Genomic DNA, 24,936 nt, shown 5'->3' on the forward strand with positions numbered 1-24,936 from the left:
GCAACAGGTCCCAGTCTACTGTTGAGTCGTGATTGAACCCGAGACACCCAGCGAACACCCCGCCGGCACCCCGGCCGCTCCGGACGGTGAGGCGGAGCCCAAGGCGGAGGTCGGCGTCGGACCCTGGCAGGGTCAGTGGCCGGAGGGCGAACACTGGGACCCGGACCTGCTGGCGGACGGTGACCGCCGCAACGTGGTGGACAAGTACCGGTACTGGAAGCACGAGGCGATTGTGGCGGAGCTGGACTCGCGGCGCCACAACTTCCACATCGCGATCGAAAACTGGCAGCACGACATGAACATCGGCACCGTGGTCCGCACCGCCAACGCGTTCCTGGCCAAGGAAGTCCACATCATCGGACGACGCCGGTGGAACCGCCGCGGGGCCATGGTCACGGACCGCTACCAGCACGTCCGCCACCACGCCACTGTGGACGAATTTGTCGCCTGGGCGCAGGCGGAGGGGCTGGCCGTGATCGGGATCGACATCTTCCCCGATTCCGTCCCGCTGGAAACCTACGAGCTGCCCCGGGACTGTGTGCTGGTGTTCGGCCAGGAGGGGCCGGGCCTGACGCCGGAGGTCCACGAGGCCGCCGTGGCGACGCTCTCGATCGAGCAGTTCGGGTCCACGCGCTCCATCAACGCCGCCTCCGCGGCCGCGATCGCGATGCACGCCTGGATCCGCCGCCACGTCTTCAACCAGCTCCCGGGGTAACCGCCCCGGCACCCTCCGCTCCAGCGGTCCGCTCCGCCGGTCCGCGCGAGATGACACTTCGCGGCAGTATTTCCCGGAAATACTGCCGCGACATGCCATCTCGGCGCAGCGGAAGGCCGGACCTGTGGATAACCGGAGCAGAAGGGGCGAGGAGCGGCAAGAATGAGCCCATGCGCCGGGCGCCGCTTCCCCCTCACCTCTCCGCCGGGTCCTTCTCGCTGCGAGCGGCGGACAAGGCCGGCGTCACCCGGACGCGCACCCGCGCCGGCGACCTGGTCACGGTGTCGCGCGGCATCCGGATGCCGCTGGCGTCAAGGGCCGCCGGCACCGCGGCCCTGCGCGCCTATACGGAGCTCGACGACGGCTCCATCCTCGCGCTCGGCTCGGCCGCCCGCCTCTGGAAAGCCCCGCTGCCACCCTGGCAGGGCGAGGACTGGCGCATCCACCTGGCCCGCCGCCGGGGTGCCAGCATGCCGCGCCGGGTAAACGTCGTGGGGCATCTTCTGACGCTTCTGCCGGATGAAGTGGTGGAGCTCGACGGCGTCCGGCTCACCTCGCCGGCCCGGACTTTCCTGGATCTGGCCAGGATGCTGCCGGTGGAGGATCTGGTGGCAGTGGCTGATTCCCTGGTCTGCAAACACGGGCCGGAGCATCCCTTTCCGCGCCGGGCCCAGTGCAGCATCGCGGACCTGAGGGGGATGGTTGCCCGGCATCCGGGGTCCCGCGGTGTGCGCACAGCCAGAGCCGCCGTCGAACTCGTCCGGGTGGGGGCCGATTCGGCGCCGGAAACGCAGATGCGGCTGGCCTTGGTGCAGGCGGGGCTGCCCGAGCCGGTGCTGAACCATGTGGTCTGGGGTCAGGTTGAGTGGGGCGGGGGCGCAGCGCCTGTTCTCTGGCCCGACGCGGCGTACCCGCAGTGGCGGCTCGCGCTGCAGTACGAGGGGGCGCACCACAACGGGGACGAGCAGTACCTGAGGGACATTCGAAGGGCCGACACCGCAGCGCGGTCCGGCTGGCAGGAGCTCAGGGTTTCCCGCTTCGACCTGGCCGGCGACCGTCCCGCCGTCGTCCGGAAAGTCCGGGCAGCGCTGGAGAGCCGGGGGTGGCGCCCGAGATGACAGGTCGCGGCAGTGTTTTCCGGAAACACTGCCGCGACCTGCCATCTCGGCGGAGGCGGGCGGGCGAGTGTTACACCTCCGGCGTGACCGGAGACACTGCCGTGGCGCAGGAATGACTAGGATGGTTCGTAGCCGACGAGGTTCACTCCAGGGTCAACCCAGCCCGCAGACGAAATTCACTTTAGGAGTCAGCATGCCCATTGCAACCCCAGAGATCTACTCCGAGATGATCGACCGCGCAAAGACGGGCGGCTTCGCATTCCCGGCCGTCAACGTCACCTCCTCCCAGACCCTGAACGCCGCCCTGCGCGGCTTCGCCGAGGCCGAGTCCGACGGCATCGTCCAGGTCTCCACCGGCGGCGCCGCCTACTGGTCCGGTGCCTCCACCAAGGACATGGTGGCCGGCTCGCTGGGCTTCGCCGCGTTCGCCCGCGAGGTCGCCAAGAACTACGGCGTCAACATCGCCCTGCACACTGACCACTGCCCCAAGGACAAGCTGGACGGCTTCGTCTTGCCGCTGCTCGCAGCCTCCGAGGCCGAGGTCAAGGCTGGCCGCAACCCGCTCTTCAACTCGCACATGTGGGACGGCTCGGCCGAAACCCTGCAGGAGAACCTCCGGATCGCTCAGGAGCTGCTGGCGCGCACCGCCTCGGCCAAGATGATCCTCGAGGTGGAGATCGGCACGGTTGGCGGCGAGGAAGACGGCGTCGAGAACGCCATCAACGACAAGCTCTACACCACGGTCGAGGACGCCCTCGCGACCATCGACGCCCTCGGCTCCGGCGAGAACGGCCGCTACATCACGGCCCTGACCTTCGGCAACGTGCACGGTGTGTACAAGCCCGGCGGCGTCAAGCTGCGCCCGGAGATCCTCAAGGACATCCAGGAGCAGGTCGGCGCGAAGATCGGCAAGACCAGCCCGTTCGACCTCGTCTTCCACGGCGGCTCCGGCTCCTCGGAGCAGGAAATCGCGGACGCGGTCTCCTACGGCGTGATCAAGATGAACATCGACACCGACACCCAGTACGCCTACACCCGCCCGGTCGCCGACCACATGTTCCGCAACTACGACGGCGTGCTGAAGGTCGACGGCGAAGTCGGCAACAAGAAGCTCTACGACCCCCGCGTCTGGGGCGCGTCCGCCGAAGCCGGCCTGGCTGCCCGAGTGGTGGAGGCAGCCCAGCAGCTCGGCTCCACCGGCAAGACGTTCTAGCCGTGTCGGACGAATTCCGCCGGAACCTGATGGGACCCGAGCCGACCCTGCTGCCCGCCGAGACCGAGGTCAACGCGGGGCTGGACGCGGGCCAGGAGGCGCTGGACCTGGTGGAGAAGCACCCGACGTCCTCGTTGCTTTGGGCCGTGCTGGCCGAGGAAGCGTGGAAGGAAGGCCGGACCATCGATTCCTACGCCTACGCCCGGGTCGGCTACCACCGCGGCCTGGACTCGCTGCGCCGCAACGGCTGGCGCGGCGCCGGCCCGATCCCGTGGGAGCACGAACCCAACCGCGGTTTCCTGCGCGCCCTGTACTCGCTGGGCCGCGCCTCCGCGGCGATCGGCGAGGCCGAGGAGCCGGAACGGATCGAGAAGTTCCTCAAAGACTCCGACCCCACCGCCAGGGCGGCCATCGAAGCCCAGGGCTAACGGGTTAAACGACGACGGCGGGCGTCCACCATTCGGTGGGCGCCCGCCGTCGTTATTGCGGGCGGATTAGGCCTTGGCCAGCCCGGTGCGGGCCATGGCGTCGGCGTAGGCGACGCGCATTTCCTCGAGGTATTGCTCCTGGCGGGCCGGGGTGCCGGCGAACGCGCGGCCGCTGAGCGAGCGGACCTTGTACGTCTTCAGGCCGCGGCGCCAGATCATCGGCACCTCGGTCTTGAGCAGCAGGTTGGCCAGGCGGTTGGCCTCGGTGCCGTGCGCCACGATCACGGAGGCGCGCGGAACCAGGGCGAGGAACTTCAGCAGCGGCTTGAGGCCCGCCGAGATCTGGTCCGGCGTGAACTTGCCGTTCGGCTCGCCGTCCACGTGCCACGGGTGGACGTTCCACGGCATCACAAATTCCGGGCGCAGGCCCAGTTTCCACTGGATGCCCAGCATGCGGGTGGCGGCTTCGTCGTCGCCGGCGGTGATGAAGCCGGACGGATCGGCGGTGCCGATGTTGGAGAAGAGGCTGATGATGCGGCACTCGTCAATGTCGTGGGCGGGATCCACGTAGGGGACCGTGGTGCCAGCTTTGGCGGTCTGCAGTGTGTCGCACAGTTCGTTCACCGGCGCGACGTTAGCTTCGTAACGGCGGCTCAGGAGCTGTTCGCGGAAATTTTCAGTGGCCAGGGCTGTCATGTATTGCTGGGTCTCCTGCGGGATTGGTAAAGCTGCCAGACCGATCCCGGGCACGCCAAAGGGAGGGCGCGCGGAGGCCGGTGTGGTTTGAAAATGTGGTGTGGACCGATTCCTGTTCGGTCTTTACCAGTCTATCAAGCCCCGCGAAATGTCCGGCGAGTCGTCCGGGCAGCCGGCAACTGCCAACTGCCCGGACCGGTTAACACCGTCCGCTTAGACCGGTTACCAGAGCCGCTTGCTGGCCCGGCGGGCACCCTCACCGAGGGCATCGAGCTTGGCGAAAGCGATCTGCGGGTGGACGCGGCCGCCGAGGCCGCAGTCCGTGGAGGCGATCACGTTCTCACGGCCCACCAGTTCCGCGAAGCGCACGATCCGGTCGGCCACGAGGTCGGGGTGCTCCACCACGTTGGTGGCGTGCGAGACAACGCCCGGGATAATCGATTTGCCCTCGGGAAGCTTGGTGTCCTCCCAGACACGCCATTCGTGTTCGTGCCGGACATTGGCGGCCTCGAAGGAGTACGCACCGGCGTTGACCTGCAGGACGGAGCCGATGATGTCCGCGAACGGGATGTCCGTGGTGTGCGGTCCGTGCCAGGAGCCCCAGCAGACGTGCAGCCGGATTTTGTCCTGCGGGAGGTCGCGCAGCGCCCAGTTGGTGGCCTCGACGCGCAGCTGGATGAACTTCAAGTAGTCCTCAAGGCTCGGCTCGGGATTGATCTGGTCCCAGCTCTCGGCCAGGGAGGGATCGTCGAGCTGGACCGTCAGGCCGGCGTCGATGATGGCCTTGTATTCCTCGCGCATCGCGTCGGCGCAGGCGTAGAGGAGTTCCTCATCGCTCTTGTAGTACTCGTTGGCGACACGGGCGCAGGATCCGGGGGAGAGGGACGCGACGAAGCCCTCGGTGAGGCCGGCCGCGGCCAGGCCCGTCTTGAGGTTGGTGATGTCCGAGGCCACCAGTTCCTGCCCGGTGTAGGTCAGCGGGCCCGCGATCTTCGGCTGCGTGACGGCCTTGCGGTGGGCCAGGATCCCCGAGGAGGGGTCGTTGTAGGCGTCGTTGAAGGCCTGCCGGTCGCGGCGGTCCGGGAATGAGGTCAGGACGATGTGGCCGGGGCTGGAGCGGTGCACCGCGGCGTCGGCCCAGCGGTCCACGTCTGTCGGTTCCAGGCCGCCAAGCCGGGCGAACGAATAGTTCCACCAGGCGCCGTAGTCGACCGAGCTGGCCATGGAATGGCCGTACTCGCCGTCGTTGGGGATGTCGATGCCCAGGTCCTTCTGGCGCTGGACGACGTCCACCACCGAGGTTTCCAGCAGGTCCAGGAACTCGGGGGTGATGCCGTCGGCTTCCTTGGCCTCGTTGGCGGCGATGAGTTCGGGGGTGCGGGGCAACGACCCGGCGTGGGTGACGCGGATGTGGTCGGTGTTCTGGGACATGGTGCGGTTCCTTTCCATCGGTCCTGGCGGTAGCACCGTGGCCGGACGGGGCCGCACGTGGCGGGCCGCGTACGGCGGGGTTGCTGCGGCGTCAACGGTCCAGGTCCCTCGGCCGCTCGGGATGGTCACTCCCACTTAATTCCACGCCGTGCCCGCACCGCAAGTTGTGCCCACTATGTGTCGCGGCCCTCCACGCAGGGAGTCAAAACGGTGCCGCCCACCGTTTTCGGCTAAACTTGGGTGGTAAGAGCCCCGGACTCTGGCGTTGATGGTAAGAGCACAGCGGTAGATTCGGGGCATTCTCATGAACGGCGCTGAGCTGCGCTGACCACCCGGTCATTCACGTACAGTTCGGCCCGAACGAATGGGGGAGGATCCCATGCCAGCAATCGTGATCGTCGGAGCCCAATGGGGCGACGAAGGCAAAGGTAAGGCCACCGACCTGCTCGGCGGCCGCGTCGACTACGTCGTCAAGCCCAACGGCGGCAACAACGCCGGGCACACCGTCGTCGTGGGCGGTGAGAAGTATGAGCTGAAGCTCCTTCCCGCCGGCATCCTGAGCCCGAACGCAGTCCCGGTGATCGGCAACGGTTGCGTGGTGAACCTTGAAGCCCTGTTCCAGGAGATCGACGGCCTGGAAGCGCGCGGCGCGGACACCTCCAAGCTGCGCGTCTCCGCCAACGCCCACCTGGTGGCGCCCTACCACCAGGTGCTGGACAAGGTCACCGAACGGTTCCTCGGCAGCCGCGCGATCGGCACCACCGGCCGTGGCATCGGCCCGGCCTACATGGACAAGGTCGCCCGCCTCGGCATCCGCGTACAGGACGTCTTCGACGCCTCCATCCTGCGCCAGAAGGTCGAAGGCTCGCTGCGGCAGAAGAATGAACTGCTGGTCAAGGTTTACAACCGACGGGACATCGAGGTCGACGAGATCGTGGACTACTTCCTGTCCTTCGCCGAACGCCTGCGCCCGCTGGTCATTGACAGCACCTTCGTGCTGAACAAGGCGCTGGACGAGGGCAAGGTGGTCCTGATGGAGGGCGGCCAGGCCACGTTCCTGGACGTAGACCACGGCACCTACCCGTTCGTGACGTCCTCGAACCCCACCGCGGGCGGCGCCTCCGTCGGCTCGGGCATCGGCCCCACCCGGATCTCCCGCTCCATCGGCATCATCAAGGCCTACACCACGCGCGTCGGCGCAGGCCCGTTCCCCACGGAACTGTTCGATGAGATGGGCGTGTACCTGCAGAAGACCGGCGGCGAGTTCGGCGTCAACACCGGCCGGCCGCGCCGCTGCGGCTGGTACGACGCCGTCTTGGCCCGCCACGCCTCGCGCGTGAACGGCTTCACCGACTACTTCGTCACCAAGCTGGACGTGCTCACCGGCATTGAGCAGATCCCGGTGTGCGTGGCCTACGACGTCGACGGCGTGCGGCACGACGAGATGCCGATGACCCAGACCGAGTTCCATCACGCCAAGCCGATCTTCGAGTACTTCGAGGGTTGGACCGAGGACATCACCGGCGCCCGCACCCTGGACGACCTGCCGGAGAACGCCCGGAACTACGTGCTGGCCCTCGAGAAGCTCTCCGGCACGCGCTTCTCCGCGATCGGCGTCGGCCCGGACCGCGACCAGACGATCGTGGTCAACGACCTGATTAACGACTAACACCGGCCAACTGGCGTCCGACGGCGGCGGGTCACCTGACAAAGGTGGCCCGCCTCCGTCGGCGTTAGGGGCCGTCGCTAGGGGCGGTTTTTTAGGGCCGGAGACGGGTCCCCGCCGCGCCGCAGATGAGGAAACCAAAAAAATCCGACCGGTGCGTAACTTTTCGGGGTGCCCCGGCGATTACTCCTTTGTAAGCGCCGCCCGGGCCCTGGTCCCCCACCAGGTACGGACGGCCTTGTAGCGAAAGATCCGCCCGGCGCCTGCCCCCATCAGGCGCTGCGGACTTCGAGCGAGAGATCCGACGGGCGCCTGCCCCCATCAGGCGCCGACAGGACTTCGACCGTAAGTGCCGGCCGGCGCCTGCCCCCATCAGGCGCCGACAGGACTTCGACCGTAAGTGCCGGCCGGCGCCTGCCCCCATCAGGCGCCGGCCGGCCTTCAAACAACCAAAGGATGTACGTTTTACATGAAGAGTGTTAGCAAGACCACCAAGATTGCTGTCGGCGCCGCGATTCTCGCGGTCGGAGGTTTCTCCGGAATCGGCCTGGCCAACGCGGCCCAGACCTCCAGCACCCAGCAGGCTGAAGTGAACCACGCTACGCCCGCCACCCCCGCCGTGCCGGCTGTCCCGGCCACCGCGGAGCTGCCCTCCGCTCCGGCCACCCCCGCCGTTCCGGCTGCTCCGGCCACCCCGGACGTTGAGGACTCCGCCAAGGCAGACGCCGAGGGCACCGCCGACGTCGAGGGCACCGAGGAGACCGAAGGCGCCGCTGAGGGCGCCGTGTCCGCTGACAAGGACGGCGCCGCCGTCGAGGGTGCCGCCAACGCCAAGGGCGCTGCCGAAGCCAAGGCCCACGCCGGCGTGACCGTTGCCACCCCGGCCGTCCCGGCCGCCAAGGGCGCCCCGGCCACCCCGGCCACCCCGGCTGTCCCGGCCGTGCCGGCCGACCCGTCGGTTGAGCTGCCCAAGCTCGACAAGTAGGCAACAAACGCCTCTCTTCGGAGGCGACGGGGTGCGGCCGCTAAACTATCGGGGGCCGCACCCCCAGCAGTAAACGGAAGGAACGCTTCTTGGCAGAGCAGCTGAGCGATGACGATCTGTCAGCAGCTTTGGCTGGCGAGCCGTCAGGATTCAGCGCCGTCTACACCGTGCTGTCCCCGGCGGTGCTTGGCTACTTCCGGGCCAAGGGCGTTGACGACGCCGAGGCCCTCACCCAGGACGTCTTCGTGGACGTGTTGCCGAAACTGGCCAACGTCACCGGCGGCCACGCCGGATTGCGGACCTTCATCTTTTCGGTCGCCCACGCCCGGCTGGTCGACCACCACCGCCGCGCCGAACGGACACCGCAGCTGGCCGAATACGATCCGCTGAACGACGCCCGGTCTTCCGCCTCGGCCGAGGACGAAGCACTCGGTTCGCTGGGCGGTCTGTCCCACACACTCTCCCGGCTCAACGACGAGCAACGGGAAGTCCTGGTCCTGCGGATCGTCGCAGACCTCTCCATCGATCAGGTGGCCGGCATCATGGGCAAAACCCCGGGTGCCATCAAACAGCTTCAGCGGCGCGGGCTCAGTGCCCTGCGCGAACTCGTAACCGAAAAGGACCACGCAGCATCATGACCGGCACGCGCAACCCCCAGCAGGATGGCAGCATCCAGGCGATGCTCCGTGACTCCGGCCTCGACGCTGCCGGCGAACTGCGCAGCACCCTCGAGCAGCTGCAGGCCCTCGTCCCGGAGCAGGCGCCAGAGCCCCGGGCGGACCTCGCGGCGCTGCTCGCCGCAGGGTCGGCAGCCGGTTCGGCCTCCCCGGCCGCGGACTCCCATGCGGAGCCTGGCACCGGGGACCTCCCCACCGGTGTCAGCAGCCTGGCCGACCGCCGTCGGGCCCGCAAACGCCGGATGGCCCTCATCGGCGGCGCTGTCGTCGGTGCCATGAGCCTGGGCGCCGGCGCGGTGGCGGCCTCCAGCCACGACTTCCGCGAAAACGTGGGTCACACCCTGGGCGTCATTTTCCAGCCCGCAGCCCCCGTCCGGACGCCGGCGCCCTCCAGCCCCACGCCGTCGGACCTCCCCGCCGTGCCGGCAGCCCCGGCTCCGGTCCCGGCCGGCACCTCCCCGGCGGCGGTGGCGTCCGCCGCTGCGCCGTCACCCGAGGCGACCGTGAAGGCGCCAAAGCGCGGCGGCGCTGCCGTCACACCTCCCGCCGTCGGCCGCGGCGGATCACTGCCGACCCCGGACCGGCGCCCCGTAACGCCCCGGCTTCCCGGCGAGAACGGCCGGCGAGCGGCCCCCAGCCCGCTGCCGGCCGTACCGTCGCTTCCCGGCCTGCCGACGGCGGCCCCCACCACCAAGCCGTAGCCCGCCCCACCCGCGCGCCCCGGTTAACCCAAGTAGCTCGCCGTTGTGGCCGTTTTGAGCGCTCAAAACGGCCACAACTGCGAGCCAGTTGGTAACGGGTCACGAAAGGCTGGGCGGTTAGGCCAAGACCTGCCGCTTCGAGGAGATCACCCCGGTGTCGAAGCCGGCCAGGTGCAGTCCGCCGTGGAAGCGGGCGTGCTCGATCTTCACGCAGCGGTCCATCACGACGTCGAGCCCGGCCGCCTCGGCCTCCTTCGCCACGTCCTCGTGCCACGAGCCCAGCTGCAGCCAGAGCGTCTTGGCGCCCGCGGCGATGGCCTCGTCCAGCACACCCGGCAGGTCGTCGTGCTTGCGGAACACGTCCACGATGTCCGGGCTCTCCGGCAGGTCAGCGAGGGACGCGTACGTCGGCTGGCCCAGGATCTCCTTGACCACCGGGTTCACGAAATAGACCTTGTACCGGGTGGACGACTGCAGGTAAGTCGCCACGAAGTAGCTCGCCCGGGACGGCTTGTCCGAGGCGCCCACAATCGCGATCGACTTCGCCTGGCGCAGCAGGGCCAGCCGTTCCGGCGCGGACGGGCCGGTCCAGGTCCGGGTTTCTTCGGTGCTCATGCGTTTGCTCCGATCGTGCAGGTGTCTGCCGGCAGGGCGGCGGCGGCCTCTTCTGGCACCTCAGACGCTGCGTCCAGGGCCTGGTCGAGGTCCCAGAGGATGTCCTCAAGGTCTTCCAGCCCGATCGAAATCCGGACCAGGTCCTCGGGGACGCCGGCGGATTCGAGCTGCTCCGGGCTGAGCTGCTGATGGGTTGTGGAGCCGGGGTGGATCACCAGGGTCCGCGAGTCGCCCACGTTGGCCAGGTGCGAGGCCAGCTGCAGGGACTCGATGAACTTCTGCCCCGCGGCGCGGCCGCCCTTCACGCCGAAGGAGAACACCGAGCCGGGGCCCAGCGGCAGGTACTTCCGGGCCCGTTCGAAGTGCGGGTGCGAGGGCAGGCCGGAGTAGTTCACGTAGGCCACCCGCTCGTCGGCTTCAAGCCATTCGGCAACGGCCTGGGCGTTCTTCAGGTGCTCGTCGAGCCGTTGCGGCAGCGTCTCCACGCCCTGCAGCAGCTGGAAGGCCGACTGCGGGGAGAGCGCGGGTCCGATGTCGCGCAGCTGCTCGCAGCGCAGTTTGGTCAGGAAACCGTACTCGCCGAAGTTCCCCCACCAGGAGACGTTGCCGTAGGAGGCGACCGGTTCGGTCATGGTCGGGAACTTGCCGTTGCCCCAGTCGAAGCGGCCGCTTTCGACGATCACGCCGCCCAGCGTGGTCCCGTGGCCGCCGAGGAACTTGGTGGCGGAATGGATGACGATGTCCGCTCCGTGTTCGATCGGGCGCACCAGGTACGGGGTGCTCAAGGTGGCGTCGACGACCAGCGGGATGCCGGCGTCGTGCGCCACTTTCGCCAGCCCCTCAAGGTCCTGGACTTCCGACGACGGGTTGGCCACCACCTCGACGAAGATCGCCTTGGTGTTCTCCCGGACCGCGGCGGCGTAGTCCGCCGGATCGGTGCCGGCCACGAACGTGGTGTCCACGCCGAAGCGGCGCAGCGTGACGTCCAATTGTGTGACCGTGCCGCCGTAGAGCTGGGAGGCGGCGACGATGTGGTCCCCGGACTGGGTGAGGGCGGCGAAGGTGATGAATTCCGCGGCCATGCCCGAGGACGTGGCCACCGCGCCGATGCCGCCTTCAAGGGAGGCGATGCGCTCCTCGAAGGCCGCGACCGTGGGGTTGCCGATCCGGGAGTAGATGTTGCCGTACTTCTGCAGCGCGAAGAGGTTCGCGGCGTCCTGGGTGTCCTTGAACACGAAGGAGGTGGTCTGGTAGATCGGCACGGCCCGGGCGCCGTGCTCGGCGTCGGGGGTGCCGCCGGCGTGCAGGGCGCGGGTGCGGAAACCGAAGTTGCGGTCGGCCATTACGCGTTCACCTCAATCTTGGCCACGGGCGCGGCGGATGGGCCCACGCCCGCAGGGTTCCCTGGCCGAGCTTGCGAGGCTAGGGGGCGGGTGGGGACAAGTTCGGTGCCGTGCTTGCGGGCCAGGTCCGCCTCGAGCTCGCGCACAATCGGCAGGATGTCCGCACCGAACGCGGCGACCTCCTCCTGGAAGTGCAGGTAGCCGGTGAGGAACAGGTTCACGCCGATCTTCTTGTACTCCACGATCCGCTCGGCGATCTGCTCCGGCGTGCCGATCAGCTGGGTCTTGAACCCGTCGTTGTACTGGACCAGGTCCTCGAAGCTCGAGTCGGCCCACATGCCCTTGCCGTCCTTCGTGGACGCGCCGGCCTCCTGAACGGCGTCGCGGAAGCCTTCGACGGCGGGCTTGTGCGCCTTTTCGACGATCTCGCGGAGGGTGTCGCGGGCTTCCTTCTCGGAGTCACGGGCGATCACGAAGCCGTTCAGGCCAAACCTGGGGGTCGGGAGGGTTCCCTGGGTGCCGCGTCCGGTTTCACCCGCAGCGGCGACGACGCCGGCGATGTTCTCCTTGAACCCCTCCAGGTCCTTGCCGTTGGAGAAGTACCAGTCCGCCACCCGGCCGGCCGTGGCCTGCGCCGCGGTGGAGTTGCCGCCGAAGAAGATCTCCGGGTGCGCCCGTCCGGGCACGTCCACGGGCGCCGGCTGCAGGGTGAAGTCGGTGATGTTGTAGTACTTGCCGGACTGGCTGTAGCCCTGCTCGGTCCACAGCCCGCGCAGCACCCGGATGAACTCATCGGTCCGGACGTAGCGCTCGTCGTGTTCGAGCCACTCGAGGCCGAAGTTTTCGAATTCCGCCTTGAGCCAGCCGGAGACGATGTTCACGGCGGCGCGCCCGTTGGAGATGTGGTCCGCGGTGATGATGAACTTCGCCAGCACGCCGGGGTGCCACATGCCCGGGTGCACGGCGGAGATGACCTTGAGCCGCTCGGTGGCCGCCAACAGGGCCAGGCTGAACGAGGTGGCCTCGTGCTGCTTGTCCGCACCGTAGGACGCGGCGTAACGGGTCTGGGTCAGGGCGTATTCGAAGCCGGAGTTTTCCGCGATCCGGGCGAGCTTCTTGTTGTACTCGAAGTCCCAGCCGGTGCGCTGTTCGATGGTGGAAACCACCAGGCCGCCGGAGACGTTGGGGACCCAGTAGGCGAACTTGAGGGGTTCGGAAAGACGGGCGACGCTGCTGATGTCAGTCATGGGTGTTCCTTACTTCTGGGTATTTCCGGTGTTATTGCGGTTGCGCAGGACGGCCTGGATGCCGGCGATTGACGGTTCGTTCTGCAGGGAGGTGGTGTCACCGAGGGCGGTTCCCTCGGACAGTTGGGTCAGCAGCCGGCGCATGATCTTGCCGCTGCGGGTCTTCGGCACATCGGGGACGACGACGACGTCGCGCGGCTTCGCGATCGGCCCGATCCTTTCGCCGACCCAAGCCTTCAAATCGGCGGTGATTCCCTCCGTAGCCGCGCATCGCGCGAGCGAGGAACGAGCGAGTGAAGTGATCGGACCGGGGTCCCCGGGCGAGCTTGCGAGCTCGGGGGAGTCCGTGAACGCTAAGCGGCGGGAGGGGAGCACCGCCGAATCCTTCAGGACGACGAACGCGACGATTGCGTGGCCGGTCTTCGGGTCCGCGACGGGGCAGACCCCGGCCTCCACCACGTCCGGGTGCGCGACGAGCGCCGATTCGATCTCGATCGTGGAGAGCAGGTGCCCGGAGACGTTGAGGGTGTCGTCCACCCGCCCGAGGATCCAGATGTCGCCGTCGTCGTCGTATTTGGCGCCGTCGCCGGCGAGGAACCAGCCCTGTTCGGCGTACTGGCGCCAGTAGGAGTCGAAGTAGCGCCGCGGGTTCCCCCACACGGTCCGGGCAATGGCAGGCCCCGGCGCGTCGACCACGATGAAGCCCTGGACGCCGGGCGGGACGGTGTTGCCGGCCTCGTCTACGATCCGGGTTCCGACGCCGGGCAGCGGCCGCGCCGCGCAGCCGGGTTTGAAGGCGGCGTCGGTCGGGGCGGGGGAGAGGATGGTGGCACCGGTTTCGGACTGCCACCAGGTGTCCACCACGGGGGCGGTGCCGGCGCCGACGTTGTCGCGGAACCAGCGCCACGCTTCCGGGTTGACGGCTTCGCCGACGGTGCCGAGCAGGCGGATGGAGGACAGGTCGTAGCGGGCCGGGACGCCGTCCGGGAACCAGCCCATCAGCGAGCGGACCAAGGTGGGGGCGGTGTAGTACTGCGTGACGCCGTAGCGTTCGATGATTTCGAAGTGCCGGCCCGGGTGCGGGGTGTTGGGGGTGCCCTCGAAGATCACCTGGGTGACGCCGTTGGAGAGCGGGCCGTAGAGCTCGTAGGTGTGCGCGGTGACCCAGGCGAGATCCGCCGTGCACCAGTGGACGTCCTGGTCGCGGAGGGCAGGGTCCGGGTTGCTGAAGAGGTGCTCGAAGCTCCAGGACGCCTGCGTGAGGTAGCCGCCGGAGGTGTGGACCAGGCCCTTGGGCTTTCCGGTGGTGCCGGAGGTGTACATGATGAACAGCGGAGTCTCGGCGTCGAAGGCCTCGGCGTCGTGGACATCGGAGGCCTGCCCGACGGCGTCGTGCCACCACACGTCCCGGCCCGCGGTCATCGGGACGCTGTCCAGCAGCTCCGGTGCGGTGGTGCGGTTGACCACGAGGACGTGCTCGATGGCGTTGTCCCCGGCGACGGCCGCGTCGGCGTTCGCCTTGACCGGGACGGCCGCGCCGCGGCGGAACTGCCCGTCGGTGGTGACCAGCAGTTTGGCGCCGGTGTCCTCGACCCGGAACTTGAGCGCCTCGGCGGAGAAACCGCCAAACACCAGCGAATGGATGGCGCCGATCCGGGCCACGGCGAGGGTGATGATCACCGTTTCGGGGATCACCGGGAGGTAGATGACCACCCGGTCGCCCTTGCTGATGCCGAGGGCCTGCAGGGCGTTGGCGGCCCTGGCCACCTCGCGCTGCAGTTCGGCGTAGGTGATTTTCCGGCGGTCGCCCGGCTCGCCCTCGAAGAACAAGGCCACCTTGTCCCCGCGTCCCGCCGCTACATGGCGGTCGACGCAGTTGTAGGCGACGTTGAGCTTCCCGCCGTCGAACCAGCTGATCTGCGGGCCGGTGCCGGCGTCCGCGTCAGCCGGGACGCGGCGGTGCGCAGTGTGCCAGGGCTTGTCCTGGCCCGGCACGTCCTCCCAGTCGAGCCGGAGGGCTGCCGCTTCCCAGAAGGAGACGCGTTCAGCCTCGGTGGCCGGGTGGGCTGCCGGTGCTGTCTCGGAGGCTACGCCCATCGTTTCACCGCCCACCTTTCGGCCAGGCCCAGCAGCGCATCGGTGACCTTGCCGATCACGGCCAGCAGCACAATGGCCAGCAGGAGCCGGTCCGTGCGGCCGTTGTTCTGCGAATCCGTGAGCAGGAAGCCGAGACCCATCGAGGAGGCAATGAGTTCGGCCGCCACCAGGAACAGCCAGGCCTGGGCCAGCGCCAGCCGGAGGCCGGAGAACACGGCCGGCACGACGGCGGGGAGCTGGACCGTGGTCAGCAGCTTCACGCCTTTGAGCCCGAACGCCCGCGCAGCTTCCACGAGGTTCCGGTCCACGTGGCGCAACGCCACGGAGACCGTGGTGAAGACCGGGAAGAAGGCGCCGATCAGGATCAGCGTGATCTTGGAATCCTCGCCGATCTTCATCCAGAGGATCAGCAGCGGAACCCACGCCAGCGACGGGACGGCCCGGAGCGCGCCGACGGTGGGTGCCAGCAGGGCATCGGCGAACCGGGACAGGCCCACCAGCGACCCGAACACCAGCCCCAGCGCGGCGCCGGCCGCGAAGCCGATCAGCACCCGCTGGGTGGAGATGGCGATGTGCTGGCCGAGCTGGCCGCGTTGGAGCAGGTCCAGACCGGCTTCCAGCACCATGGCCGGCGGCGGGAGCTGGACCACGCTGAACACCCCGGCAGCCGTGGACAGCTGCCAGGCGGCCAGCACCGCTGCGGGAATGATCAATCCAAGGAGCAGACGCGCCCAGCCGTTGGCCAGGATCCCGGCGGGGGACCATCCGTTCGCCGGGGAGCCGCTTCCGCCCGTGAGGGGGGAAGCCGGCCGGGCGGCGTCTGCCGGAGTTGCGGGGACGGCTGCAGCGCGCCCGTCCGCAACACTGGTGCCGGTGAGGAGGGGATTTCCGAGGTGGCTCATCAGGAATCCTTGATGGCGGACGGGTCCGCCTTCTTCACCAGCGAGTCATCGAGAAGGCTCGCGACGGCGTCGTCGATCTGCTTCTGGCTCGCGACGTCCCCGGTCTCCACAAAGGTGGGGCCGATCTTGGCGAGGACCTTGCGCTGGGCCTCGCCCGGCGCCGGGTCGACGTCGAGGTTGCTGCGCTGCAGCACGACGGTTTTCGCGACGGCGGGGTCGAGGCTGGCGGCCTCGGCAAGGATCTGCGCTGTCTCATCCGGGTTGGCCGCGGCCCAGGCGCGGGCCTTCTCGTAGGCGTTGACGACGGCCTGAGCCTGCGCCGGCTTGTCCTTGAGGAAGGACTCGGTGGCGTTCAGGAAGCCGTAAGTATTGAAGGACAGGTTGCGGTAGAAGAGTTTGGCGCCCTTCTGCTCCGCGCCGGCCATGATCGGGTCGAGCCCGGACCAGGCATCCACCGAGCCGTTCTCCAGGGCGGCGCGGCCGTCGGCGTGCTGCAGGTTCTGCACGGTGACGTCCTTGGCGGACAGCCCGGCTTCGGAGAGGGACTGGAGCAGGAAGAAATACGGATCGGTACCCTTGGTGGCGGCCACCGATTTGCCCTTGAGGTCGGCGACCTTGGTGATGCCGGAGCCGGGCTTGGTCACCAGGGCAGCCCACTCGGGCTGGGAAAAGATGTCGATGGCCTTGATCGGGGACCCGTTGGCCTTGGCCAGGAGCGCGGCCGAGCCGGCGGTGGAGCCGACGTCGATCGCGCCGGACCGCAGCGCCTCGTTGGCCTTGTTGGAGCCGGCCGACTGCACCCACTTGACGTTCACGCCCTGGTCCTTGAGGGAGGCCTCGAGCCAGCCCTTCTTCTTGATCACGAGGCTCAGCGGGTTGTACGTCGCGAAGTCGATGTTCAGCGTGCTGCTCCCGGCTGCTGCGTTTGCGGCGGGCTGGCCGGAGCCTTCGCCGGCGACGCAGCCGGTGAGGGCCAACGCGGCGGAGAGGGCGGTGGCCGTGAGGAACGAGCGGCGGGTAGCCGGGCGGAGGCTGTTTTTGCGGAAAGACATAGAGGTTCCTTTGAGAACGGTGCGAACGGTGCGGAGGTGTGAAGAACGGTGCGGCGGGCCGCCCCGGCAGGCAGGGGGCGGGGCGGCCGGCGAGGTGCCGGCAGAGACGGTTGGGGCGGGGGCGGCTAGTGGCCGTCGACACCGAGGCTGGCCAGGAGCGAGGCCCGCATTCGGGCCAGCTCGGCCGAGGCCCGGTCCCGGGGGCGTTCGCCGGGGACGGCGACGGTGCGGACGATCGTGGCGCCCGGGGCCGCCTCCGTTTCCCTGCCGAGGACGATGATGCGGTCGGCAAGCTGAAGGGCCTCGTCGACGTCGTGGGTCACCAGCAGGACCGTGGTCGGCTCCGCCCGGTGGACATCCAGCAGCAGGTCCTGCATTTTGATCCGGGTCAGGGCGTCGAGGGCGCCGAAGGGTTCGTCGAGGAGCAGGACGCCGGGGTTGCGGGCCAGGGCCCGGGCCAGCGAGGCGCGCTGGGCCATGCCGCCGGAGACCTCGCGCGGCCGGTGCTTGGCGAAGTCCTGCAGCCCCACGAGTTCAAGGAGCCGGGCCACCTTGGCTTTGCCGTCCTTGGCGCTGACCCCGGGGGGCAGCCCGATGGCGATGTTGGCCTGAAGGGTGTGCCACGGCAGCAGGCGGGGCTCCTGGAAGGCGAAGGCGCAGCGGGGATCAACGCCCTGGACCGGGGCGCCGTCGATCTCGACGCTGCCGGCGCTGGGGGCGTCGAGGCCCGCGGCGGCGCGCAGCAGCGTGGATTTCCCGCAGCCGGACGTGCCGAGGATGGCCAGGACTTCACCGGCGCGGACGTCGAAGTTCACGTCGCGGAGCACGGTGTGCGCCTCGCCGCCGGAACCGAACGCGCGGCGCAGGCCGCGGAAGGACACCGGCAGGGCCGGGGTGCGGGTGGGCTCACCGGCGCGGGCGTCCGCGGACGCCTCTGCGGGGGAGGTGGACAGGACAGCAGTCATAGGGATACTCCATCGGTCCTGGCAGTAGCACCCTACGGAACGAGCCTTCGGTCCGGGTGGTCAGTCCGGCCGTTCCCATGGCTCAATACCTTGCTATCGGCGGATCCCGGGGAGGGAATCCGACGACCAGGGTTGCTGCGGCTTCATCGATCCAGGTCTCTCGGCCGCTCGGGATGGTCACTATCCACTAAAACGGATGCGGCGGATTCCCCCAAATCTGCCGCGTAATATTCGGACACCTGGCCGCTGCGCCCCAGGTGGTCATTCGATTGTTCGGACGGCCCCGGTTGAGTCGGGCCCTGCCGCTGTTCTGTCGGGGGCGGGACGTAGGCTGTGCAGATGACCCACGTGAACGACCCCGCAGTCATCGAACGCCTCCTGCGCACCAAGGGCAGGTGGGCGGTCGTGGGACTGACCACCAACCAGTGGCGCGCCGCCTACGACACGTCGTTATTCATCCGGGACCGGCTGGGCATGGAGATCATCCCGGTCAACCTCCCGGCCGACCCCGTCCACGGCGAGACGGGCTACGCGCGGCTTGCGGACATCCCGGCGGCGAAGCAACCGCTCGACGTCGTGGATTGCTTCGTCAATTCCTGGAAAGTGGGGGACGTGGTGGACCAGGCGATCGCGGTCGGGGCGAAGGCCGTCTGGCTGCAGCTGGGCGTCATCGATGAGGCCGCCGCCGCCCGCGCCAAGGCGGCCGGCCTGGACGTCGTCATGAATGCCTGCCCGGCGCAGCTGGCACCGCGCCTCGGGCTCTGACACCGGGCTTTGGTGCCCCGTCCCGGCCGGACGCTGACGCCGGACTCCTGCCGGCCACAACCGCCCCGGCTAGGCTGGGGGCATGGACGCAGCAGCACTCCGCGGGCTTTGCCTGGGTTTCCCCGGGGCCTTCGAGGACTACCCGTTCGGCCCGGACACCGCGGTCTTCAAGGTCCGCGCCGCGGTGCCCGGCGGGGCCCGGCACGAGGCGAAGATGTTCGCCCTGTCCGCACTGGAGCCGGATGGCCTGGCCGTGAGCCTGAAGTGCGAACCCGCGCTCGCCGAACAGCTCCGCGCCGCGCACCCGGAAATCACTGGAGCATGGCACCTGAACAAACGGCACTGGAACGGCGTCCGGCTGGACGGGGCCCTGCCGGATGCGATGGTCCGGGACATGGTCGAGGACTCCTACGACCTCGTGGTCGCCACCCTGAGCCGCCGCCAGCAGGAGCAGCTCGGCTGGGCCCGGCTCGCCCGCGGGGAGGGCCGGCCGTGACGGGGCCGCGGATTGCCGGCGGCGAACTGAACTATCCCGGAATCGGCGCCACCCAGAACGGCACGGCGCCGGAAGGCTTCCACCGGTTCCAGACCCGCGCCTACCTGGGCCAGGGGTACCGCACCTACCGCCGTGTTGCCGACGGGATCCTCGCCTGGCAGATCCAGCGCCGGTCCGGGCTAAGGGTCCGGACTGAAACCGAGTCGGTGGAGTCCGGCGCCCGGATTGTCAGCGGATTCGGCCTCGGACCGTTCAGAATCAACGCGCCGTGTGAGGTCGTGTGGGTCCACCGCCCGGACCCCGGAGACGCCCCGCAGTCGGCCGGATTCGGCTACGGCACACTGCCGGGTCATCCGGAAAGGGGCGAGGAGGCGTTTGAAGTTTCCATCGATGCCGCCGGCGCCGTGACTTTCACCATTACCGCGTTCAGCAGGCACGCCAACTGGTTCTATGCCGCCGGCGGGGCCGTGGCCAGGGCGGCCCAAAGACTCATCACTTCCCGATACCTTAGGAGTGCACAGGAACTGGCCGCAGGTGAGACCTGAGAGGAGCAGAACATGCTGAATCAACAGACCCTTGACCGATTCTGGAACTTTGACGATCCCGGCCTTTCGGAGGCCCGCTTCCGCACGGCGGTCGAGGATCCGGCCTACGACGACGACGAGCGGGCCGAGTTCGCCACCCAGCTGGGACGGGCCATCGGACTGCAGGGACGCTACGAGGAAGCCGACGCCCTGCTGGACGCCGTCGACGCTGACGAACCCACCGTGGCCGTCCGGGTGCTGCTGGAACGCGGCCGGGTGCTGAACTCCAGCGGCCACGCCGAAATGGCGGTCCCGCTGTTCGAACAGGCCGCCGAACTGGCCGACCACCTGGGCGAGGACTTCCTGGCCGTGGACGCCCTGCACATGCTGGCGATCGCCGACGCCGCGCACGCCGAGACGTGGACCCGCAGCGCGCTGGAATACGCGTCCACGGTGCATGACGCCCGGACCAAACGGTGGATGGTGGCGCTGCACAACAACCTGGGCTGGTCCCTGCATGGCGCGGGACGGTGCGCCGAGGCCATGGTCGAGTTCCAGCTTGCCGAGCAGTGGGCGGAACGGGTGGGCACGCCGCAGCAGCAGGAACTGGCCCGGGCGGCCATCGACGCCTGCTGAGCTCCAGGCCTGCAACTGCAAGAATGGAAGACCGATGTACCCCCCCCACCGAAAGGCCCCGCCGTGATCTTCATCGTCGTTAAATTCAAGGTCAAGCCCGAGTGGTCCGAGCGCTGGCTCGGCCTCGTGGAGGACTTCACCCAGGCCACCCGGCAGGAGCCCGGCAACCTGTGGTTCGACTGGTCCCGCAGCGTCGAGGACCCCAACGAATTCGTCCTGGTCGAGGCCTTCAAGGACGACGCCGCCGGGGACCACGTCAACAGCAGCCACTTCAAGCAGGCCATGGCCGACATGCCACAGGCGTTGGCCGAGACGCCCCGGATCATCAGCCGCCAGCTCGACGGCGAAGGTTGGGACCGGATGGGCGAACTCACCATCTAACCCCATCTGGGCCCACGCCGGCAGGGTTCCCTGGCCGAGCTTGCGAGGCTAGGGAGCCGGTGGGGAGCACTCGATAGGCTTGATCCATGTGGATCGGATGGATCGAATTCGACATCCTGCTGGGCGACGTGCACAGCCTCAAGGAGAAACGCTCCGTGGTGCGGCCCGTGCTGGCCGAACTTAGGCGCCGCTTCGACGTCTCCGTAGCCGAGGTCGGGGACCACGAGCAGCACCGGCGCACGCAGCTGGGCGCGGGTCTGGTCGCAGCCGACCGGGCCCATCTGGTGGACGTGCTGGGCGCCGTCGAGCGCTTCGTGGCCGGAAGGCCGGAACTTGAGCTGCTCAGCGCCCGGCAGCGGGAACTGCGCAGCGACGACTAACCGGCAATAAAGCGCGAACGGACACTTGGGGCCCTTTGGGAAGGGCCCCAAGTGTCCGTTCGCGCTTAAGCCGACGGGGTGGGGCTAGCCGAAGTGCTTCGGCAGGGTCCCTTCGTGGGCTTCGCGGAGCGCGGCCAGGTCCAGGGTGTCCACGCCGTTGATCTCCAGCTTGCCGCTCTCGGCATCCACGACGCCGATCCGGACGTGTGCGAAGCCGCGGGCGGTGCACATGTCCTTGAAGCGGATCTCCTCCGAGCGCGGCACCGCCACAATGGCGCGGCCCTGCGACTCGGAGAACAGCGCGGTGAACAGGTCCACGCCGTCGCGGTCCATCACATCCTGCAGCGAAATGCGGGCGCCGACGCCGTAGCGCAGCGCGGACTCCGCGAGGGCCGCCGCGAGGCCGCCTTCGGAGAGGTCGTGCGCTGAGTCCACCATGCCGTCGCGCGAGGCGTTGATCAGGATCTCACCCAGCTCGCGTTCGGCGGCGAGGTCCACCTTGGGCGGCAGCCCGCCCAGGTGTCCGCGCAGGTTGGACCATTCGGAGCCGTCCAGTTCCGCCGCCGTCGTGCCCAGCAGGTAGATGGCCTGGCCGTCCTCGCGCCAGCCCGAGGGGGTGCGGCGCGCGACGTCGTCGAGCTTGCCCAGCACGGCGACGACGGGGGAGGGATGGATCGGAACGCTTCCGGTCTGGTTGTAGAGCGAGACGTTGCCGCCGGTGACCGGGATGCCCAGCTCCATGCAGGCATCCGAGAGGCCGCGGATGGCCTCGGCGAGCTGCCACATGACGTCGGGGTCCTCGGGGGAGCCGAAGTTCAGGCAGTCGCTGACGGCCATCGGCACGGCGCCGGAGGTGGCCACGTTGCGGTACGCTTCGGCGAGGGCCAGCTGCGCGCCGTGGTACGGATCGAGGTAGGTGTAGCGGCCGTTGGCGTCGGTGGCCAGGGCCACGCCCAGGCCGGTTTCCTCGTCCACCCGGACCACGCCGGCGTCGTCCGGGAACGCCATGGCGGTGTTGCCGCCGACGTAGCGGTCGTACTGGTCGGTGATCCAGGACTTGGAGCACATGTTCGGCGAGGCGACGAGCTCGGTGACCGCGGCAGCGAGTTCCGCCGGGGCGGCGGGACGGCCGGTGTCCTGTACGGAGCCGGTGAAGGAGTCGGCCTGGACGGCGTCCTGCCATTCCGGGCGGGCGTACGGTCGGTCGTAGACCGGGCCGTCGTGGGCCACGGTGCGCGGGTCGACGTCGACGATCACTTCGCCGTCCCAGGTGATGATCAGGCGGCCGGTGTCGGTGACCTCGCCGAGCCAGGAGTACTCCACGGCCCACTTGTCCATGACCGCTTCAAACGCGGCGATGTTCTCCGGGGTGACCACGGCCATCATGCGTTCCTGCGACTCGGACATCAGGATCTCGCCCGGTGTCAGCGTGGGGTCGCGCAGCAGGACGGAGGTCAGCTCGACTTCCATGCCGCCGTCGCCGTTGGAGGCGAGCTCGGACGTGGCGCAGGAAATGCCGGCCGCGCCCAGGTCCTGGATGCCCTCCACCAGGGAACCCTTGAACAGTTCTAGGCAGCACTCGATCAGGACCTTCTCGGCGAAGGGGTCGCCCACCTGCACGGCGGGGCGCTTGGACGGCTTGGTGTCGTCGAAGGATTCGGAGGCCAGCACGGAGGCGCCGCCGATCCCGTCGCCGCCGGTGCGGGCGCCGAACAGCACCACTTTGTTGCCCTTGCCGGAGGCGTTGGCGAGGCGGATGTCCTCGTGGCGCATGACGCCGACGGCAAGCGCGTTGACCAGCGGGTTGCCCTGGTAGACGGAGTCGAAGACCATTTCGCCGCCGATGTTCGGCAGGCCAAGGGAGTTGCCGTAGCCGCCGATGCCGGCCACGGCGCCGTGCATGACGCGGGCGGTGTCCGGGTGGTCGATCGCGCCGAACCGCAGCGGGTCCATCACGGCCACCGGGCGGGCGCCCATCGAGATGATGTCGCGGACAATCCCGCCGATGCCGGTCGCGGCACCCTGGTAAGGCTCCACGAACGACGGCGAGTTGTGCGACTCGATCTTGAACGTCACGGCCCAGCCGTCGCCCAGGTTGGTGACACCGGCGTTCTCGCCGATGCCCACGAGCATGTCCTTCTTCATCTCCTCGGTCACCTTTTCGCCGAACTGGCGGAGGTGGTTCTTGGAGGACTTGTAGGAGCAGTGCTCGCTCCACATCACGGAGTACATGGCGAGCTCGGCGCCGGTGGGGCGGCGGCCCAGGACCTTCACGACCTCGTCGAACTCGTTCTGCTTCAGGCCCAGCTCGGCCCAGGGGAGCTCCACATCGGGGGTGCTGGCCGCGTTTTCCACGGTGTCGATGTTGAACTTCTTGGCGGTCTCCGCGGGCGCCGCCACTGCGGGTGTCTCCGTCATTTGTTGTCTCCCACGATCTTGTTCAGGACAGAGGTGAAGAAGCCGAGGCCCTCGGTGCCGGAGCCGAGCTCCGGGCCGAAGCCGGTCTCGACGGCGTGCTCGGGGTGCGGCATGAGGCCCACCACGTTCCCGGCGGCGTTGGAGATGCCGGCGATGTCGCGGCGGGACCCGTTCGGGTTCCAGCCGACGTAGCGGAACACCACGCGGCCTTCCGCCTCGAGGGCGTCCAGGGTCTTCTCGTCGGCGATGTACTGCCCGTCCTGGTTCTTCAGCGGCACGGTGATTTCCTGGCCCGGCGCGTAGTCGCGGGTCCAGTCGGTGGTGTTGTTTTCGACCCGCAGGACCTGGTCGCGGCAGAGGAACTTCAGGTGGTCGTTCTTGATCATCGAGCCGGGCAAAAGGTGCGACTCGGTGAGGATCTGGAAGCCGTTGCAGATGCCGAGGACGGGCAGCTTGGCGTCCGAGTTTGCGGCGTCGATGACCTTCGCCATCAGCGGCGCGAAACGGGAGATGGCGCCGGCGCGGAGATAGTCGCCGTAGGAGAAGCCGCCGGGGATGATGACGGCGTCGACGTCGCCCAGGTGAGTGTCGGCGTGCCAGAGGGCCACCGGGGTGGCGCCGGCCAGGCGCACCGCGCGGGCGGCGTCGCGGTCATCGAGGGTGCCGGGGAAGGTGACGACGCCGATTTTCGCACCAGCGAGCTGGGGGTGCGCGGCGACGGCGACCGCCTCACCGATCAGGGGGAGTTCAGTCATCTCAGGCCTCGACGACCTCGACGTTGACGACGTCTTCGATGACCGGGTTGGAGAGCAGGGTTTCCGCGGCGTTCCGGGCCTGGGCCAGGATCTCCTCGGTCACCTCGCCGTCGACGGTCAGTTCGAAACGCTTGCCCTGGCGGACAGCGCTGAAAGCGGTGAAGCCCAGGCGGGGCAGCGCACCCACGATGGCCTTCCCCTGCGGGTCGAGAATCTCGGGCTTGGGCATGACGTCGACAACGATCCGGGGCATCCGGCAACTCCTGTGCGTGAGCATTGGGTAAGGGCGCAGCGGAGTTGTGCCGTCTCACGCCGGTCCGGTGTGTGGTGACACCGTGTTTAAGAACAACATGGAACGGGCGCTCCGCGAGCTTGCATCCCCATTCTACCGGGCGCCGTGCACCACACCGCATTCGTGACCGGTCGGTGCTCCAGGCGGCCCGGGCCCTGGGCGGCTATGGTCTCCGCCCGGCGGGCTCAGTAGGATGGGCAGATGGCTGAGAAACCCAAATCCGTCCTGCTTCCCGTGGTCGCCGCCGCCGTCTTTGCCGGGCTTGGCCGGATGGTGTGGCAGAAGATCAGCGCGGACCGCGCCGCTAAGGAAAGCAAGATTGCCGGCCCCCTCGATGACAAGACGAAGGCCTGGATCAGCGAGGTCGTGCGAACACCCCGGCAGTAGCCCACCCCCGGCGGCCTGCGCCCGACCGCCCGGACACCCCAACCCCCAGCC

27 protein-coding genes are annotated in these 24,936 nt (G+C 68.7%); 15 read left to right on the forward strand and 12 right to left on the reverse strand.

Features of this window, described 5'->3' with window-relative positions:
- Window positions 1–28 precede the first annotated feature (28 nt).
- The 4 genes from AC1MED_RS02670 (at window position 29) to AC1MED_RS02685 (ending at window position 3,474) form a co-directional block, all read left to right on the forward strand.
- Window positions 29–715 (forward strand): TrmH family RNA methyltransferase, encoded by a 687-nt coding sequence (locus AC1MED_RS02670; protein WP_479785309.1) that lies wholly within the window; start codon window positions 29–31, stop codon window positions 713–715.
- A gap of 170 nt (window positions 716–885) precedes the next feature.
- Window positions 886–1,833, forward strand: coding sequence for a hypothetical protein (locus tag AC1MED_RS02675; RefSeq protein ID WP_479785310.1), 948 nt, complete (start codon window positions 886–888; stop codon window positions 1,831–1,833).
- A gap of 193 nt (window positions 1,834–2,026) precedes the next feature.
- Complete coding sequence (fbaA, locus tag AC1MED_RS02680) at window positions 2,027–3,046, forward strand: class II fructose-bisphosphate aldolase (RefSeq protein WP_479785311.1); 1,020 nt, start codon at window positions 2,027–2,029, stop codon at window positions 3,044–3,046.
- Between the two features lie 2 nt (window positions 3,047–3,048).
- Complete coding sequence (locus AC1MED_RS02685; RefSeq protein ID WP_479778373.1) at window positions 3,049–3,474, forward strand: DUF3151 domain-containing protein; 426 nt, start codon at window positions 3,049–3,051, stop codon at window positions 3,472–3,474.
- 66 nt (window positions 3,475–3,540) lie between these two features.
- Here the strand turns inward: AC1MED_RS02685 and AC1MED_RS02690 are convergent, their stop codons facing one another.
- Together AC1MED_RS02690 and AC1MED_RS02695 are read right to left on the reverse strand one after the other, a co-directional pair.
- Window positions 3,541–4,170, reverse strand: a complete 630-nt coding sequence (locus AC1MED_RS02690) for a uracil-DNA glycosylase family protein (RefSeq protein WP_479785312.1) — start codon at window positions 4,168–4,170, stop codon at window positions 3,541–3,543.
- Window positions 4,171–4,392: 222 nt separating this feature from the next.
- Window positions 4,393–5,601 (reverse strand): cobalamin-independent methionine synthase II family protein, encoded by a 1,209-nt coding sequence (locus AC1MED_RS02695; RefSeq protein WP_479785313.1) that lies wholly within the window; start codon window positions 5,599–5,601, stop codon window positions 4,393–4,395.
- A 379-nt stretch (window positions 5,602–5,980) separates the two neighbouring features.
- On the opposite strand from AC1MED_RS02695, the gene AC1MED_RS02700 reads away from it, so the two are divergent.
- From AC1MED_RS02700 to AC1MED_RS02715, 4 genes are all read left to right on the forward strand, one after another.
- On the forward strand, window positions 5,981–7,270 hold the full coding sequence (locus AC1MED_RS02700) for an adenylosuccinate synthase (protein ID WP_346958597.1): 1,290 nt from the start codon (window positions 5,981–5,983) through the stop codon (window positions 7,268–7,270).
- Window positions 7,271–7,736: 466 nt separating this feature from the next.
- Entirely contained in the window at window positions 7,737–8,252 is a 516-nt protein-coding gene (locus tag AC1MED_RS02705) for a hypothetical protein (RefSeq protein ID WP_479785314.1), read from the forward strand.
- Between the two features lie 89 nt (window positions 8,253–8,341).
- Window positions 8,342–8,890 (forward strand): RNA polymerase sigma factor, encoded by a 549-nt coding sequence (locus tag AC1MED_RS02710; RefSeq protein WP_346958599.1) that lies wholly within the window; start codon window positions 8,342–8,344, stop codon window positions 8,888–8,890.
- A complete protein-coding gene (locus tag AC1MED_RS02715) occupies window positions 8,887–9,630 on the forward strand; it encodes a hypothetical protein (RefSeq protein ID WP_479785315.1) in 744 nt (247 codons plus the stop codon). The genes AC1MED_RS02710 and AC1MED_RS02715 overlap by 4 nt, the downstream gene beginning before the upstream one ends.
- 117 nt (window positions 9,631–9,747) lie before the next feature.
- Here AC1MED_RS02715 and AC1MED_RS02720 read toward each other — a convergent pair whose 3' ends face one another.
- From AC1MED_RS02720 to AC1MED_RS02750, 7 genes are all read right to left on the reverse strand, one after another.
- Window positions 9,748–10,245, reverse strand: a complete 498-nt coding sequence (locus AC1MED_RS02720; protein WP_479785316.1) for a CoA-binding protein — start codon at window positions 10,243–10,245, stop codon at window positions 9,748–9,750.
- Window positions 10,242–11,588 carry an O-acetylhomoserine aminocarboxypropyltransferase/cysteine synthase family protein gene (locus tag AC1MED_RS02725; protein WP_479785317.1) on the reverse strand — a complete coding sequence of 449 codons (1,347 nt, stop codon included), beginning with the start codon at window positions 11,586–11,588 and terminating at the stop codon, window positions 10,242–10,244. Before AC1MED_RS02725 ends, AC1MED_RS02720 begins: the two co-directional genes overlap by 4 nt.
- Window positions 11,588–12,835, reverse strand: a complete 1,248-nt coding sequence (gene sfnG, locus AC1MED_RS02730) for a dimethylsulfone monooxygenase SfnG (RefSeq protein WP_479785318.1) — start codon at window positions 12,833–12,835, stop codon at window positions 11,588–11,590. The genes AC1MED_RS02725 and sfnG overlap by 1 nt, the downstream gene beginning before the upstream one ends.
- Window positions 12,836–12,844: 9 nt before the next feature.
- Complete coding sequence (locus AC1MED_RS02735) at window positions 12,845–14,932, reverse strand: acetate--CoA ligase (RefSeq protein WP_479785319.1); 2,088 nt, start codon at window positions 14,930–14,932, stop codon at window positions 12,845–12,847.
- Window positions 14,923–15,834 (reverse strand): ABC transporter permease, encoded by a 912-nt coding sequence (locus AC1MED_RS02740; protein ID WP_479785320.1) that lies wholly within the window; start codon window positions 15,832–15,834, stop codon window positions 14,923–14,925. Before AC1MED_RS02740 ends, AC1MED_RS02735 begins: the two co-directional genes overlap by 10 nt.
- Window positions 15,834–16,886 carry an aliphatic sulfonate ABC transporter substrate-binding protein gene (locus tag AC1MED_RS02745; protein ID WP_479785321.1) on the reverse strand — a complete coding sequence of 351 codons (1,053 nt, stop codon included), beginning with the start codon at window positions 16,884–16,886 and terminating at the stop codon, window positions 15,834–15,836. Before AC1MED_RS02745 ends, AC1MED_RS02740 begins: the two co-directional genes overlap by 1 nt.
- 125 nt (window positions 16,887–17,011) lie before the next feature.
- A complete protein-coding gene (locus tag AC1MED_RS02750; protein ID WP_479785322.1) occupies window positions 17,012–17,851 on the reverse strand; it encodes an ABC transporter ATP-binding protein in 840 nt (279 codons plus the stop codon).
- 339 nt (window positions 17,852–18,190) lie between these two features.
- On the opposite strand from AC1MED_RS02750, the gene AC1MED_RS02755 reads away from it, so the two are divergent.
- The 6 genes from AC1MED_RS02755 to AC1MED_RS02780 all read left to right on the forward strand — a co-directional run bounded on the left by AC1MED_RS02755 (window position 18,191) and on the right by AC1MED_RS02780 (window position 21,033).
- Window positions 18,191–18,616 (forward strand): CoA-binding protein, encoded by a 426-nt coding sequence (locus AC1MED_RS02755; protein WP_479785323.1) that lies wholly within the window; start codon window positions 18,191–18,193, stop codon window positions 18,614–18,616.
- 82 nt (window positions 18,617–18,698) lie between these two features.
- Window positions 18,699–19,112, forward strand: a complete 414-nt coding sequence (locus tag AC1MED_RS02760) for an MmcQ/YjbR family DNA-binding protein (protein ID WP_479785324.1) — start codon at window positions 18,699–18,701, stop codon at window positions 19,110–19,112.
- Entirely contained in the window at window positions 19,109–19,657 is a 549-nt protein-coding gene (locus AC1MED_RS02765; RefSeq protein WP_479785325.1) for a DUF1990 family protein, read from the forward strand. The genes AC1MED_RS02760 and AC1MED_RS02765 overlap by 4 nt, the downstream gene beginning before the upstream one ends.
- Window positions 19,658–19,669: 12 nt before the next feature.
- The gene (locus AC1MED_RS02770) at window positions 19,670–20,272 is read left to right on the forward strand and encodes a hypothetical protein (protein ID WP_479785326.1); all 603 of its coding nucleotides are present in this window, start codon (window positions 19,670–19,672) and stop codon (window positions 20,270–20,272) included.
- A 63-nt stretch (window positions 20,273–20,335) separates the two neighbouring features.
- On the forward strand, window positions 20,336–20,653 hold the full coding sequence (locus AC1MED_RS02775) for a putative quinol monooxygenase (protein ID WP_346958612.1): 318 nt from the start codon (window positions 20,336–20,338) through the stop codon (window positions 20,651–20,653).
- An 86-nt stretch (window positions 20,654–20,739) separates the two neighbouring features.
- On the forward strand, window positions 20,740–21,033 hold the full coding sequence (locus AC1MED_RS02780; protein ID WP_479785327.1) for a DUF503 domain-containing protein: 294 nt from the start codon (window positions 20,740–20,742) through the stop codon (window positions 21,031–21,033).
- 84 nt (window positions 21,034–21,117) lie between these two features.
- Here AC1MED_RS02780 and purL read toward each other — a convergent pair whose 3' ends face one another.
- The 3 genes from purL to purS are packed head-to-tail and all read right to left on the reverse strand — an operon-like array spanning window position 21,118 to window position 24,459.
- Window positions 21,118–23,451 (reverse strand): phosphoribosylformylglycinamidine synthase subunit PurL, encoded by a 2,334-nt coding sequence (gene purL, locus AC1MED_RS02785; RefSeq protein ID WP_479785328.1) that lies wholly within the window; start codon window positions 23,449–23,451, stop codon window positions 21,118–21,120.
- A complete protein-coding gene (purQ, locus tag AC1MED_RS02790; protein WP_479785329.1) occupies window positions 23,448–24,206 on the reverse strand; it encodes a phosphoribosylformylglycinamidine synthase subunit PurQ in 759 nt (252 codons plus the stop codon). Before purQ ends, purL begins: the two co-directional genes overlap by 4 nt.
- Before the next feature lies 1 nt (window position 24,207).
- Window positions 24,208–24,459: a phosphoribosylformylglycinamidine synthase subunit PurS gene (purS, locus tag AC1MED_RS02795; RefSeq protein ID WP_056427643.1), complete on the reverse strand. Its 252-nt coding sequence runs from the start codon at window positions 24,457–24,459 to the stop codon at window positions 24,208–24,210.
- 240 nt (window positions 24,460–24,699) lie between these two features.
- On the opposite strand from purS, the gene AC1MED_RS02800 reads away from it, so the two are divergent.
- On the forward strand, window positions 24,700–24,885 hold the full coding sequence (locus tag AC1MED_RS02800) for a hypothetical protein (protein ID WP_479785330.1): 186 nt from the start codon (window positions 24,700–24,702) through the stop codon (window positions 24,883–24,885).
- Window positions 24,886–24,936 lie beyond the last annotated feature (51 nt).

Source organism: Arthrobacter sp. BI5 (assembly GCF_056680065.1).